This is a genomic window from Exiguobacterium sp. s131 (genome assembly GCF_018617345.1).
In the GTDB taxonomy this organism is placed as follows: Bacteria; Bacillota; Bacilli; order Exiguobacteriales; family Exiguobacteriaceae; genus Exiguobacterium; species Exiguobacterium profundum.
On the sequence record NZ_JACSJX010000001.1, the window covers coordinates 1,504,352 to 1,519,547 of the forward strand.

12 protein-coding genes are annotated in these 15,196 nt (G+C 49.1%); all 12 read right to left on the reverse strand.

Translation table 11 applies throughout. The features are described from left to right. Window positions 1-42: 42 nt before the first annotated feature. On the reverse strand, window positions 43-1,260 hold the full coding sequence (locus KNO69_RS07805) for a M16 family metallopeptidase (RefSeq protein ID WP_214817240.1): 1,218 nt from the start codon (window positions 1,258-1,260) through the stop codon (window positions 43-45). Window positions 1,261-1,311: 51 nt separating this feature from the next. Then, a complete protein-coding gene (gene pnp / locus KNO69_RS07810; protein ID WP_214817242.1) occupies window positions 1,312-3,528 on the reverse strand; it encodes a polyribonucleotide nucleotidyltransferase in 2,217 nt (738 codons plus the stop codon). 128 nt (window positions 3,529-3,656) lie between these two features. Next, the gene (gene rpsO, locus KNO69_RS07815) at window positions 3,657-3,926 is read right to left on the reverse strand and encodes a 30S ribosomal protein S15 (protein WP_074037213.1); all 270 of its coding nucleotides are present in this window, start codon (window positions 3,924-3,926) and stop codon (window positions 3,657-3,659) included. Between the two features lie 124 nt (window positions 3,927-4,050). Further along, on the reverse strand, window positions 4,051-4,977 hold the full coding sequence (locus tag KNO69_RS07820) for a bifunctional riboflavin kinase/FAD synthetase (RefSeq protein WP_214817244.1): 927 nt from the start codon (window positions 4,975-4,977) through the stop codon (window positions 4,051-4,053). Between the two features lie 16 nt (window positions 4,978-4,993). Then, window positions 4,994-5,908 (reverse strand): tRNA pseudouridine(55) synthase TruB, encoded by a 915-nt coding sequence (gene truB, locus KNO69_RS07825; RefSeq protein ID WP_251124888.1) that lies wholly within the window; start codon window positions 5,906-5,908, stop codon window positions 4,994-4,996. 45 nt (window positions 5,909-5,953) lie between these two features. Continuing rightward, window positions 5,954-6,298 carry a 30S ribosome-binding factor RbfA gene (gene rbfA / locus KNO69_RS07830; RefSeq protein WP_159562106.1) on the reverse strand — a complete coding sequence of 115 codons (345 nt, stop codon included), beginning with the start codon at window positions 6,296-6,298 and terminating at the stop codon, window positions 5,954-5,956. A gap of 18 nt (window positions 6,299-6,316) precedes the next feature. After that, window positions 6,317-8,524: a translation initiation factor IF-2 gene (gene infB, locus KNO69_RS07835; protein ID WP_214817248.1), complete on the reverse strand. Its 2,208-nt coding sequence runs from the start codon at window positions 8,522-8,524 to the stop codon at window positions 6,317-6,319. 21 nt (window positions 8,525-8,545) lie between these two features. Further along, window positions 8,546-8,842 (reverse strand): YlxQ family RNA-binding protein, encoded by a 297-nt coding sequence (locus tag KNO69_RS07840; RefSeq protein WP_015881428.1) that lies wholly within the window; start codon window positions 8,840-8,842, stop codon window positions 8,546-8,548. Continuing rightward, complete coding sequence (gene rnpM / locus KNO69_RS07845; protein ID WP_193343251.1) at window positions 8,839-9,114, reverse strand: RNase P modulator RnpM; 276 nt, start codon at window positions 9,112-9,114, stop codon at window positions 8,839-8,841. Before rnpM ends, KNO69_RS07840 begins: the two co-directional genes overlap by 4 nt. Next, window positions 9,111-10,274 (reverse strand): transcription termination factor NusA, encoded by a 1,164-nt coding sequence (nusA, locus tag KNO69_RS07850; RefSeq protein WP_214817250.1) that lies wholly within the window; start codon window positions 10,272-10,274, stop codon window positions 9,111-9,113. Before nusA ends, rnpM begins: the two co-directional genes overlap by 4 nt. A gap of 14 nt (window positions 10,275-10,288) precedes the next feature. Next, window positions 10,289-10,759 carry a ribosome maturation factor RimP gene (rimP, locus tag KNO69_RS07855; RefSeq protein WP_015881425.1) on the reverse strand — a complete coding sequence of 157 codons (471 nt, stop codon included), beginning with the start codon at window positions 10,757-10,759 and terminating at the stop codon, window positions 10,289-10,291. A gap of 119 nt (window positions 10,760-10,878) precedes the next feature. Further along, on the reverse strand, window positions 10,879-15,171 hold the full coding sequence (locus tag KNO69_RS07860; RefSeq protein WP_214817253.1) for a PolC-type DNA polymerase III: 4,293 nt from the start codon (window positions 15,169-15,171) through the stop codon (window positions 10,879-10,881). Between the last annotated feature and the right edge of the window lie 25 nt (window positions 15,172-15,196).

Here is a 15,196-nt window from a genome sequence, read left to right on the forward strand (position 1 = left end):
TACCTCTTAATCAGTGTAGAGAACTTACAATTCGGTTTCAAGTCACGCTTCGTTTGGGAGGACATATGACTTCGCCGGGCGATGGTTCAACACCTCACGAATCAATGCATTGACCTCATCGCGTTCAATCCGTTCTACTTTCTCAATCACTTGTTCAATCGGCTCGACTTCATCGAGAAGTAGCAAGTTCCGTCCGTTTCGGTTCATACGGGCGCTCGAACTTTCATTCCCGAGGGCGATCGACCCTTTCAATTGTCGCTTGCCTTTGTCTACTTCCTCAGCAGTCAAACCGTCGGCGACAAGTCGCTTCATCTCTCTCTCAAGGATGACTTCGACTTGTTCCAACGTATCCGGCGACGTACCGACGTAAATAGTAAACGTACCGTGATCGGAAAAAGTCGTGTAATAGGAGTAAATGGAATAAGCCAAGCCCTCTTCTTCACGGATGGACTGGAATAAGCGCGAAGACATCGTCGCGCCGATTGCGTTGTTCATCAATGACAAATGAGGCAAACGGTCGTCCGTCGCGGGAATCGCTTCGTAGTTCCAGCAGAGGTGGGCTTGCTCCGTTTCCTTTTGTTTCGTCAATGTGTCATGGAACAGTTCCGGTTGATTGATTTCTTTCGACGATTCCCTAGAAGGGATGTGGGCAAACCTACGTTTTACCGCCTCAATCAATTCTTCAGAAACATGACCTGCGATTGAGACGACAATCTGCTCGGCCGTATACTGTTCCTGTAAGTATTCGACGAGCTGGTCACGTGTCAATCGATTGACACTCTCCTCCGTCCCTAAAATCGGTTGGGCGAGGATATCGTCACGATACGCCGCAATGGCCAATAGTTCGTGAACGAGATCTTCCGGCGTGTCCTCATACATTTTAATCTCTTCCACAACGACACGCTTTTCTTTTTCCAACTCCTGTGCATCGAGCACCGACTCAAACAGCATATCTGTCAGGACGTCGAGCGCCATGACCGCGTGTTCATCGAGCGTCTTCACATAAAAGCATGTATGGTCTTTCGAGGTGAAGGCGTTGACGCTTCCACCGAGCTCATCGAAAAAGGAAGCAATCTCTTTCGCGCTTTTCGATGCGGTCCCTTTGAACAGCATATGTTCAATCAAATGGCTGATGCCGATGTTCTCAAAAGTTTCTGTACGTGTTCCGGCTTTAATGAATACCCCGGTTGAGGTGCTGAGTGAACCATCGATTGGTTCGATGATGATTCGGACACCGTTCTCTAATGTCATCCATTCCATATTCTCACTCCTATGAAAAAGGCCATCGCACCAAGACGATGGCCAGAATAATTAATTTGTCGAGCGCGGTGGACGACGGTCCCCGTCACGACGTGGCGGACGGCTTTCGCGAGGTGGACGGCTTTCACGTGCTGCCTTCCGTTTCGCTTCGTATGCCTCACGCTCTTCAGGAGACAATCCTTCTAAGATGAGCGCTTTTCGTGATGCGTTGACACGACCTTTGTCATCGATTTCAGTTACTTTGACTTGAATCGAATCGCCAAGCTTCACAACATCCTCGACGTTTGCGACACGCTCAAGGCTGAATTCGGATACGTGTACGAGCGCATCTTTCCCTTTGAATAACTCGACGAATGCGCCGAATTTCTCGATGCGACGTACGGTAGCATCGTATACTTCACCGACGACGACTTCACGGACAATGTCACCGATCATAGACATGGCAAGATCGATTCCTTCTTGGTCCGTCGAGGCGATGAAGACCGTACCATCTTGTTCGATGTCGATCTTGACGCCCGTTTGGTCGATGATGCTGTTGATCATCTTCCCACCTGGTCCGATGACGTCGCGGATTTTATCCGGATTGATTGTCATCGTCACAATCTTCGGTGCGTATTTCGACAATTGTGTACGTGGTGTATCCAACGTCTCAAGCATGTGGTCAAGAATGTGCAAACGACCGACACGTGCCTGTTCAAGCGCTTCTTCTAGAATTTCACGCGTGATTCCGGCAATCTTGATATCCATTTGAAGGGCAGTGATCCCGTCTTTCGTTCCAGCTACTTTGAAGTCCATATCCCCAAGGTGGTCTTCAAGTCCTTGAATATCTGTCAAGACCGTGTAATGCTCACCTTCCATGATAAGACCCATGGCAATCCCAGCGACTGGCGCTTTGATTGGCACACCTGCATCCATCAATGCGAGTGTCGACCCACAAATCGAAGCTTGTGAACTTGAACCGTTTGATTCGAGTACTTCTGAAACGAGACGAATCGTATACGGGAAGTCTGCTTCTTTCGGAATAATTGGAAGAAGTGCACGTTCACCGAGTGCCCCGTGACCGATTTCACGACGACCTGGTGCACGGACAGGACGTGCTTCACCGACTGAGAACGGCGGGAAGTTATAGTGGTGCATGAAGCGTTTGTTCTCTTCTAGACCGATTCCGTCGATGATTTGCGCATCACCGATGACACCGAGAGTCGCGACCGACATGACCTGTGTTTGACCACGTGTGAAGAGACCGACACCGTGTGCGCGTGGGAGTAATCCGACTTCTGACGCGAGCGGACGAATCACGTCTGGACGACGTCCGTCTGGGCGGACTTTTTCGACCGTGATCAAACGACGGACTTCATCTTTGACGAACTTGTTCAAAATCCCTGAAACTTCACCGAGTTTCGATGGCTCGTCAACAAGACGTTCTTCATACATCGCAACATATTTCGCAATCACTTCGTTGATGGCTTCGTCACGAGCATGTTTCTCTTCCACTTGAACCGCTTCTACGATTTCAGGACGAGCTGCTTCGAGTTCAGCAGTAAGCGCCTCATCGTATTTCGAGACCGTGTACTCGAATTTAGGTTTTCCGACGGCTTCTACGATTTCTTGTTGGAATGCGATCAAACGCTTGATTTCTTCATGTCCAAACAAGATCGACTCGAGCATGATGTCCTCAGGCACTTCGTTCGCGCCTGCTTCAACCATGTTGATGGCTGTCGATGTCCCTGCAACTTGAAGTTCAAGGTCCGTTTTCTCCAACTGAGCCGTCGTCGGGTTGATGACGAATTCACCGTCTACACGTCCGACTGTCACGCCAGCGATTGGACCGTCAAACGGTACATCTGAAATCGAGAGCGCGATCGATGTTCCTAGCATACCCGCCATTTCAGCCGAGCAATCCGGGTCGTTTGACATGACGTAAATCATGACTTGAATGTCATGACGGAATCCGTCTGGGAAGAGCGGACGAATCGGGCGGTCGATGAGACGTGATGTCAAAATCGCGTTTTCACCCGGGCGACCTTCACGGCGAAGGAAACCACCTGGGATTTTACCGACCGAGTAAAGTTTCTCCTCATAGTTGACCGTCAATGGGAAGAAGTCTAAATCCTTTGGTGCTTTTGAAGCAGTCACTGTCGCAAGGACAACCGTATCTCCATAACGCACGAGTGCCGAGCCGTTTGCTTGCTTCGCAAGTTGGCCGACCTCTACAGACAGTGGGCGTCCGCCCCACTCTGTAGAGAATACTTGTTTCGTACCTAACATGTACATTCTCCTCTCAAACCTTATCTAGTTTATTATGTAACTCATTCCAACGAATGTCTAATCATTTTCCTTAAAAAAGAAGAAACGGACTAGGACGTTGTCCCAGCCCGTTAAACAGTCTCAATCGATTAACGACGGAGACCGAGGCGTTGAATCAATTCACGGTAACGTGTAACGTCCTTGTTACGAAGGTACGTAAGCAAGTTACGACGACGTCCAACCATTTTCAAGAGACCGCGACGTGAGTGGTGGTCTTTCTTGTGTGTACGAAGGTGGTCGTTCAATGTGTTGATTTGTTCAGTCAACACAGCCACTTGTACTTCCGGTGAACCTGTGTCACCTTGTTTTGTCGCGAATTCCGCGATAATTTCGTTTTTACGTTCTTTTGAGAGTGCCATTGCCTCTCCACCTCCATTTAATGAAAAATTGCCGCGTTGCCGAGCCGACGTTGGTGAATCGACCAGCCAAGCGAAGCGGTGTACTTTGCGTACTTGACAAGGATAGCGTACCCGCTCTTGAAAGTCAAGATAGGATTGAACGAGCTGCCACCTCATCTTCTTTTAGTTGAGCGACCAATGCATCCAACCCATCGAACGCGCGTTCATTCCGAATATATTGGATCCACTCGATTTCGATGACTTGTCCATATAAATCCTCGGAGAAGTCGAAGAGATGGCTCTCAACAGAGACCGATCCCGTCTCATAAAAGGTCGGACGACGTCCAACATTCGTCATCGCGTGGAACATCCGTCCGTCCGGTAGCGTGACTCGAGTCGCGTATACGCCCAATCGTGGCATGACGTACGAAGCGTCCATCAACACGTTCGCAGTCGGGAAACCGATTGTACGCCCTCTCGCATCACCGTGAATGACTTCGCCACAGATCACGTATGGCGTACCGAGGAGTTCATGTGCGGCATCGACCTGTCCCTCTGCCAAGAGTTTACGGATGCGGGTAGATGACACTTTTTCCCCATCCATCGTCTGCTCTGTGACGACAGTCGTCGTGAATTGGTCACGCGCATGGTACGGAAGTGTCTCCATCGTCCCTTCTCCAAACTTTCCATAAGAGTAATCAAAACCAGCTGTCACGTGCACGGCTCCGGCACCGATCAAATAATCATCGACAAACTGTTGCGGGGACAAATTGGCCAATTCTTTTGTGAATGTCAAGACGAGGCAACGCTCTACCCCGAGCGCTTCGATGCGCTTCAGTTTCCGGGACAGCGGTGTAATATAGCGGACCGCATCCGGTTTATTGGAGAGTACTTGTTTCGGATGAGGATCGAACGTGACGACCGTCACCGGCAGGTTGTGCTCCGCTGCCACCCGTTTGGCATGATTGATTACAGCTTGATGCCCTTTATGAACACCGTCGAAGAAACCGAGTACCATAATGGACGGATACACGTCGGGTGTTTCTGGATAAGTGAGATGTCTTGTTTCCATACTGTCAAATTCCCCCTTAGTCGATAGCCAACATGACCTCGACTGTAGCGTCTGTCGTTCCTTCTTGTCTTCGATATAAAGCAAGAGGGATTCCTTCTTCATTATAGACAGTAAATAACTCAAATTCGAGCGAAACGCCGTTCAGTTTCCCGCCGTTGCGAATATAGCGTTCCCGATTCTTTGGAATGGTGATCATTGGCCAGCGTTTGATCACATCTTCGAGAGGAATGACATACGCCATTCGCTCCTCGACCGTTTCAAGTGTTTGAAGCGTTCCGAGTGTTACCGCGGTCGCTTCATCAAACGTTCCTGAGCTCGTCCGTCTGAGTTCGCTCATATGGGCAGGGTAACCGAGTTTCTCCCCAATCTGAACGGCGAGCGTTCGAATATACGTCCCTTTCCCACAGTCGATTTCCATTCGGAATCGACAGACGTCCGCTTCGAATATCAATTCACTCGTCCGCTCCAGACGATGAATCTCGACCGTCCGCCGAGGTCGTTCGACGGTCTGCCCTTTCCGAGCATACTCGTACAACTTCTTCCCATTTACTTTGACCGCCGAGTAGTACGGCGGGATTTGTTCAATCCTCCCTGTCAATTGGCGCATCGCCTCGTCAATCTGGGTTGCATCCAAATCGTTCGGTGTGACTGACTTCTGCGCGACGACCTCGCCATGCGCGTCCTCGGTCATCGTGGCGGTACCAATCGTCACCTCGGCCACGTAACGCTTCCCTTCATCTGTGATAAAACGCGATAACTTTGTGGCGCGCCCTAAACAGATGGGCAATACGCCTGTCACTTCCGGGTCAAGCGTACCTGTGTGACCGACCTTTTTCGTCTGGAACAATTTTCGTAATTTAAATACGCAGTCATGACTCGTCATGCCAGCATCTTTATCGAGTACGAGCACTCCGTTCGGTTCCAATTTCATCCCTCCATATAAAAAAGGGAGAACGACGTCTCCCCTTTCAAATTATTAATCTTTGTTCAAATCACGAATCAACGAATCGATATGGCTACCATATGCGACTGAAGAATCATATTCAAACGAGATCTCTGGTGTTTTACGAAGACGGATGCGATTCCCGATTTCGCGACGGATAAACCCTTTCGCCTTATCGAGACCAGCTTGCGTTTCTGCTTTCACATCTTCCTCATCACCAAGCACCGTATAATAGACTGTTGCTTGCTGTAAGTCACCTGTCACATCAACGCTCGTAATCGTAGCGTTTTTTGTACGCGGGTCACTGACTTCCCGTAACAAGACATCTGTTATTTCTTTACGCATTTGCTCGGCAACACGTTGGGCACGAATTTTCATACGTGATCCCTCCTCACATTATTTACGTTCGACTTCTTTCATGACGAACGCTTCAATGACATCGTCTACTTTGATGTCATCAAATTTCTCTACTTTAATCCCACACTCATAACCAGTCGCAACTTCTTTCACGTCATCTTTGAAACGACGAAGCGTATCAAGTTTACCTTCGTAAATCACGATTCCGTTACGAATGACACGGACACCGGCGTCACGTGTGATTTTACCTTCTGTCACATAACAACCTGCAATCGCACCGACTTTCGAAACTTTGAAGACGTCACGGACTTCGACTTGACCTGTGATTTCTTCCACGAACTCTGGGTCAAGCATCCCTTTCATCGCGCTCTCGATTTCTTCGATTGCGTTGTAGATGATGCGGTGGAGACGCATTTCAACGTTCTCTTGTTCCGCCATCGAACGTGCGTTTCCATCAGGACGGACGTTGAATCCGATGATGACAGCATTCGCAGCTGAAGCGAGGATGACATCACCTTCCGTGATTGCACCGACACCTTGGTGAACGATGTTAACTTTGACGCCTTCGACATCAATCTTGCGGAGTGAACCAGCCAATGCTTCGGCTGACCCTTGAACGTCTGCTTTGATGATGACGTTCAAGTCTTTCACTTCACCTTCTTGAATGCGGCTGAACAAATCATCAAGACTTACTTTCGCCGACTCACGACGCTGTGACTCAAGGTAACGTTGGTAACGTTTTTCCCCGATTGCACGTGCTTTCTTCTCATCTTCGAAGACGATGAACTGGTCACCCGCTTGTGGAACGTCGTTCAAACCAGTGATTTCAATCGGTGTAGATGGTCCGACTTGTTTCACACGGCGACCGATATCGTTGACCATCGCACGGACACGACCGAATGTGCTACCGACGACGATTGAGTCTCCGATTCGAAGTGTACCGTGTTGAACGAGAAGTGTCGCGACCGGTCCACGTCCTTTGTCGAGTTTCGCCTCGATGACTGAACCACGAGCTGGCATGTCTGGTGTCGATTTATATTCTTCGACTTCAGATACGAGGAGAATCATCTCGAGCAATTCATCGATCCCTTCGCCTTTGATGGCAGAAATCGGAACGAAGATTGTTTCGCCGCCCCACTCTTCAGGGATGAGACCGAACTCTGTCAACTCTTGTTTGACACGGTCAGGGTTTGCCCCTTCTTTGTCCATTTTGTTGACTGCCACGATGATTGGAACGTTCGCTGCCTTGGCGTGCGAGATTGCTTCCTCTGTTTGTGGCATGACGCCATCGTCAGCCGCAACGACGATGATTGCGATATCTGTCACTTCGGCACCGCGGGCGCGCATCGTTGTGAAGGCTGCGTGACCTGGTGTATCGAGGAATGTGATTTTCTTATCGTTGACTTCAACTTGGTAAGCACCGATGTGCTGCGTGATTCCGCCCGCTTCTCCTGCGACGACTTTCGTGTTACGAATCGAGTCAAGAAGTGTCGTTTTCCCGTGGTCGACGTGACCCATGATGGTAACGACAGCTGGACGTTCTTCAAGGTCATATTGTGAGAAGTCGATCTCAACTGTTTCAAAGTCTGTCTCATCGACAACAACTTCTTTTTCAACCTCAAAGCCGAATTCTGCAGCGAGTAATTCAATCGTTTCATCATCAAGCGTTTGGTTGATGGTTGCCATGACACCGAGACCCATCAACTTCATGATGATTTCATTTGGCTTTTTATTCATTTTTGAAGCAAGGTCAGACACGCTGAGTACATCGTCATACTTGATGACGTTGCCCATCTCTGCCTCTTGCGCGAGACGTGCTGCTTTACGCTGACTTGTCTTCGAGTTTGGATCGGCTTCTTGTGGCACAGCCGCTTTTACCGGCTTGCCTTTGCCTTTCCCTTTTCCACGTTTTTTATTGCGTGGGTCGTTGTTTCGGTTGTCGTTACGATTTTGTCCACCGCGATTGTTTTGACCGCCACGGTTCTGTTGTCCCGCTTGTGGACGTGGCGATTGTGCTTCTTTTTTCTCTTGCTTCGGCTCATTCGATGTTGACGTCGCTTTCGCTTCCGCTTGTTTTTCAGCACGATATTTTTCAGGATTGAACACACGGTCCAATTGTTTTACCGTTTCCTCATCGAGGACGGCCATATGGTTTTTCACCGGTTTGTTCAATTTTTCTAATTGAGTAATGACTTGTTTACTCGTTACATTCTGTTCTTTTGCAAATTCATAGACGCGTTTTCCCAAAGCATCCACCTCCGTTAATAGTTAAGAGAGAAGTTGCTTAAGCTTGTTCGCAAATCCGGATTCTGTCACCGATACGACGACACGCATGTCTTTACCGAGTGCAGCCCCGATTGTATAGCGATCGCTCACTTCAATCAATGGCACTTGATAAGACGCACATTTGTCAGTGACTCGTTTTTTCGTCGAGGCACCTGCATCTCCGGCTAGAATGACGAGCTTGGCACGACCCGCTCGTACATCCTTTAATACAAACTCTTCTCCCATCGTTACTTTCCTCGCTCGAGCAGCAAGGCCTAACAATGATTCCCACTGGCTCATGATTCGCCACCTGCGACAGCTTTCAACTGTTCATACAAGTCGTCGCTCGTCTTTACTTTCAAGTGATGGTCGAGCGTCCGTTTTTTCTCTGCTTGACGGACGACTTCGATATCTTTTGATAAGTATGCGCCACGACCGTTCACTTTACCCGTCTGATCGATGACCACGTCACCTTCAGGCGTACGAACGACACGAATCAATTCTTTTTTCGGGAGCATTTCTTGTGTGACCACACACTTACGCAAAGGAAGTTTCTTTTGCTTCATGGTCATTCCTCTTCTTTCACCGCAGTCGTTTCAACTGTAGCATCTGATAAGTCTTGTTCTACTTCATTTTGAACAATTTCTGGTTCTGATTCAACTTTTTCAGCGAACGTATCGAACAAATCAAGTGCTTCGGCATCCGTTTCACTCTTGATATCGATTTTCCATCCTGTCAATTTCGCAGCGAGACGGGCGTTTTGACCACGTTTCCCGATTGCGAGTGACAATTGATAGTCCGGTACGACGACTGTCGTCGATTTTGCTGGCTCGTTGACATATACCGCAACGACCTGAGCCGGGCTGAGTGCGTTACGAACGAACTCTTTCGGGTCTTCAGACCAGCGGACGATATCAATTTTCTCGCCGTTCAATTCGTCGACAATCGTTTGAACACGTTGTCCTTTCGGTCCGACGCATGCGCCGACCGGGTCGACGATATCCGAGTGTACAGCGATTTTCGAACGGTCACCCGCTTCACGCGATACTGACATCACGTCGACTGTCCCGCTTGAAATCTCAGGAACTTCGAGTTCGAACAAACGGCGCAAAAGTCCCGGGTGCGTACGCGAAACTTGAATCGCAGCACCTGAACCTTTTGTCGTTGAATCTACTTTTGTCACGTATACTTTGATACGGTCATGGATTTGGTATGACTCGTTCGGCATCTGTTCATTCGGTGTCAATACAGCTTCGATGTTGTTCTCGAGACCGATATACAGATTGCGTGGGTCAAAACGCTCCACGATTCCTGTCATGATTTCATCTTCTTTGTCAGCGAAGTGGTTGTAGATGCGCTCGCGCTCCGCTTCACGCATCTTCTGTGTGACGACTTGTTTAGCTGTCATCGCCGCGACGCGTCCGAAATCACTCGGAGTGACTTCTTCTTTATGGAAATCACCGAGCTCATAGTTCGGATCGATTTCATGTGCTTCTTCGAGTGAGAGCTGTTGGTCCGGTTGCGTGAGGCGCTCTACGACTTCTAAAAGTGCATAGACACGGATATCCCCCGTCACCTGATCAAACTCGACTTTCACGTGCTCGTTCGGGTTCGCCACGTTGCGACGATACGCAGAAATAAGCGCTTGTTCGAGTGCATCGATAATGATGTTTTTGTCGATTCCTTTTTCTTTGGCAATCTGATCGATTGTAGTGAGTAATTGTGGACCCATCTTCTTCCCTCTCCTTAACTAAACGTGACCGCTAAGCGGGCTTGTGCAATTTTGTCTACCGGTAGCGATACCGCTTTTTTTCTTGTCTTGATGCGTGTCTCGATCACGACCGTTTCCCCATCATATGCCGTCAAAATTCCTTCAAACTCTTTGGCACCATCGATCGGAGCGAACGTTTTCATGTAGACATTTTTGCCTACCGCACGTTCAAAATCGCTCGGCTTTTTCAGCGGACGCTCCGCACCAGGACTCGAGACATCAAGATAATAAGCCTGTTCAATCGGATCGGTTTCGTTTAGTTTTTCCGAGAGCTGTTCATTGATATTGACGCAATCGTCCAAATCGACGCCCCCCGGCTTATCGATATAGACGCGCAAGAACCAGTCTGGACCTTCCTTAACGAATTCCACATCGACCAATTCCATGTTTTCCCGTTCTACGATCGGCAACGCAATCGATTCAACGACTTCTGTTATTTTGGACACTCTCATCCCTCCTTCTGGCTTTTACATACAAGAAAGGAGTAGGGTTCCCTACTCCTTTCCGTCGTAGTATCCAACTTTGTTCGATACCAATATATCATATTTTCCCGATAATTCGCAACTTACACCCCAAAATCAAAGAATGAGAGTTGGTTCTCATCAGGCAGACCTTCGAGACATTTCATCGTATCGAGTGTCTCGATGACCGTTTTCGAAAGTTTCGCACGTTTCCGCAAATCTTCTTTCGAAAGGAACTGTCCTTCTTCTCTCGCTTCGACGATTGCTTTCGCCGCATTCGTTCCAAGGCCATCGACCGCATTGAACGGTGGAATCAGCGTATTGTCTTCAATCAAGAACTCTGTCGCACTCGACCGATACAAGTCGATGTTTTGGAACTTCATACCCCGCTCGAGCATTTCGAGTGCCAGTTCAAGGACCGTGTGCAGTCCTTTATCCTTCGCCGTCGCATCGAACCCTTTTTCTCGGATATCCGACATCGCCTTCCGTACGGCCTGAGGACCTTTAATCATTGCGGACAAGTCAAAATCTCCCGCTCGAACGGTAAAGTACGTCGCGTAGTACAGAATCGGATGATGCACTTTGAAGTATGCAATCCGAACCGCCATCAAGACGTAGGCAGTCGCGTGCGCTTTCGGGAACATGTACTTGATTTTCTTACAAGACGAGATATACCATTCCGGCACGTCATTCTCCCGCATCTCGGACTCCATCTCTTCCGTGAGTCCTTTCCCTTTCCGAACGGACTCCATGATTTTAAAGGCGAATGATGGTTCGAGGCCCGCGTAAATCAGATAGACCATGATGTCGTCTCGACAACCGATGACATCTTTCAGTTCGCACGTCCCGTTATAAATCAATTCGTTCGCGTTCCCGAGCCAGACGTCTGTTCCGTGGGATAGACCAGAGATTTGAACGAGTTCCGAGAAAGTTGACGGTTTTGTCTCTTCAAGCATCTGACGGACGAACTTCGTCCCGAATTCTGGAATCCCGAGCGTCCCGGTTTTCGATTCAATCTGTTCTGGTGTCACCCCAAGCACTTCTGGTGAAGAAAAAATCTTCATGACTGTCGGGTCATCTGTCGGAATCGTCTTTGGATCGATACCAGACAAATCCTGTAACATCCGGATGACGGTCGGGTCATCATGCCCGAGAATATCAAGTTTCAATAAGTTGTCATGGATGGAGTGGAAGTCGAAGTGAGTCGTCTTCCATTCAGACGAATTGTCATCCGCCGGATATTGAATCGGGGAGATATCCGCGATGTCCATATAGTCCGGTACGACGATGATCCCCCCTGGGTGTTGCCCTGTCGTCCGTTTCACCCCGGTGACCCCGGACACAAGACGGTCCACCTCGGCGTTCCGGTAAATCTTATCATTCTCGGTCGCATAGCCTTTCACGTATCCATAAGCCGTCTTGTCGGCAATCGTTCCGATTGTCCCGGCACGATAGACGTATTCTTCTCCGAACAGTACTTTTGTATAGGCGTGGGCATGCGGTTGATATTCACCTGAGAAGTTCAAGTCGATATCCGGTACTTTGTCCCCTTTGAAACCAAGGAACGTCTCGAACGGAATATCATGACCGTCTTTTTTGTACCACGTGCCGCACTCCGGACACTCCTTGTCTGGCAAGTCATACCCCGAACCGACCGATCCGTCATTAAAGAAATGTGAGTGCTGACAGTTCGGACAGACGTAGTGAGGCGGTAGCGGGTTGACTTCGGTGATCTCCGTCATCGTTGCGACGAGACTCGACCCGACCGACCCCCGCGAACCGACCAGATATCCATCATCGAGTGATTTTTTAACGAGTTTATGCGAAATCAAGTAAATGACGGCGAACCCGTGACCGATAATCGACTTGAGCTCTTTCTCAAGACGCGCCTCCACGATCTCAGGCAGCTCGTCCCCGTAGATGGAGCGAGCCATGTCGTAGCTCATATTCCGAACCTCATCATCCGCACCTTCAATTTTCGGCGTATACAAATCATCCGGGATGATTTGAATCGACTCAATCTGGTCGGCAATCGCATTCGGATTCGTGATGACGATTTCACGCGCTAAATCGTCACCTAAAAACTTGAACTCTTCCATCATTTCTTTCGTCGTCCGAAAGTGCGCATGCGGTAATTCTTTACGCGTATTGATAAAGTTCGCCCCACCTTGGGTACGAATCAAAATTTCGCGATAAGACCGGTCGGACCGATCTAGATGGTGCACATTCCCTGTCGCACAAACCGGTAACTCGGCCTTCTCGGCGACGCGAATGATACGCTTAATGATTTCGCGGAGTTCTAACTCATTCGCCACAATCTCTTTATCAATTAAATGATGGTAGAGTGCCGGCGGATGAATCTCGATAAAGTCGTAAAACGACATCATCTTCTCGAGTTCATCATCCGACTTGTTCAAGGCGGCGTCAAAAATCTCCCCGTTATCGCAAGCCGAACCAATCAACAGTCCTTCCCGTCGCTTCACGAGCTCGGAACGTGGCATGCGTGCCATCCGATACAAGTAATCGATGTGAGATAAGGAGATGAGCTCATATAAATGACGAAGTCCTGGCTTTTTATTTTTAGCGTAGATAGTCGCATGAAACGGACGAATCTTCGATACGTCACTCCCGACTTTCGCGTTCAACGAGCGATGTGTCGTCATCTCGAACATCTGCTTAGCGAGATCGAGTAGCTTCATGAGCAAATATGCTGTTGCTTCCGCATCATAAATGGCACGGTGATGTTGTGTCAGTTCGATATCGAATCGCTTCGCGAGTGTATTGAGTCGATGATTCTTCAACGTCGGCATCAACGTTCGAGCAAGTTCGAGCGTATCGATGACCGGATAATCATCTGGTTCATGTCCTCCGCTACGGAGAGTCGCCTCAAGGAAGCCCATATCGAATGACGCGTTATGGGCGACGAGAATGCTGTCGCCACACCAATCGACGAACTGTTTCGTGATCACTTCCGGGTCCGGTTGACCTTGGACCATGTCATCCGTGATCCCAGTCAATTCAATCGTGGTCGCTGACAAGGCATGTTTCGGGTCGGCGAACGCCTCAAACCGGTCAATGATTTCCCCGTCCTTGATTTTAACCCCAGCGAGTTCGATGATTTTATTGTAGACGGCAGAAAGTCCCGTCGTCTCGACGTCGAAGACGACGTATGTCGCATCTTCCAATGCCACATCGGTCGCATGATAAGCGACAGGGACACCATCATTGACGATGTTCGCCTCGACTCCGTATAACACTTTGATATCATTTTTCTTCCCGGCATAATAGGCTTCCGGGAACGCCTGAACTCCAGCATGGTCGGTAATGGCAATGGCACGGTGTCCCCATTTTGCGGCACGAGCGACGAGCGACGAGACATTTGTGACGGCATCCATTTGGCTCATCTGTGTATGCGCGTGAAGTTCGACGCGTTTCTCACCTTCCCATTCGTCACGTGGTGGTTCTACTTTCACTTCTTGAAGTTGAGATGCCATCATACATAGTTCGCGCATGAACGAATCATCTTCGACCCGACCGGCCGTTTGAATCCACATCCCTTTTTTGACGGCACTAAGCATACGGTCGTCATCGTCATCGCGTGCAAATACCTTCACAATCAATGAGTCTGTGTAATCCGTCATCTTGAACGTGAATAGTTTCTTACCACTCTTCAATTCTTTCCGTTCTGCCGAGAAGACGAGCCCACGAATCGCGACACGTCGTTCTTCCTCGATAATCGTCTTGATTGGGACAATCTCATCTTTAATGAGCGCACCCATCCGGATTTCTGTAATCGGTTCGTCATTCGTTTCTGTTGCCTTGGCGAATTGGGCAGCCAGTGCCATTTTCGCTTGTTCGATATCTTCTTGAACGACCTGTTCGCGAAGGGCCTGATTCGCCTCAGCGTCTTCCGAAAATTGAGCCTGACACGGCTTTCTCGTGAACCCATAGGCACTATAGAGCGCCTGCACTTCTTGACAGAGCTCTTTGTCCACATAACTCGCCTCAGGTGCGGAACGCACCGGGATCATGAGTTTGTTCTGCTCGAATCGTGGCGAAACGGAACCGAAATAACTGCGCATCGCGCCAGATACTTGGCTCAACTCGCTGACGATTCGCGGCCAATAGTCGATATAGTCTTGCTCACTTCCACCAGCTGTTGTCGAGAACCGAGCGTACACCTCATCCGCGAACGTCGCATAACGGCTTTCTAATCGACTCATGAACAATTGATGCACGTCGTATGGCAATACTTTTGGAAATGAAAAATAAAACGTCCACGTCCGTCGCTTCTTGTTGACGACGAGCCGTGAGAGTTCGGCCTGATCAAACAGGTCCGTCTCGGTCGTGATCCCAAGGTCACTTAATAATAATTGCATCTTTTGATTTGCTTCCACGGGTCCGTCTTTCCCCCTTTATGCC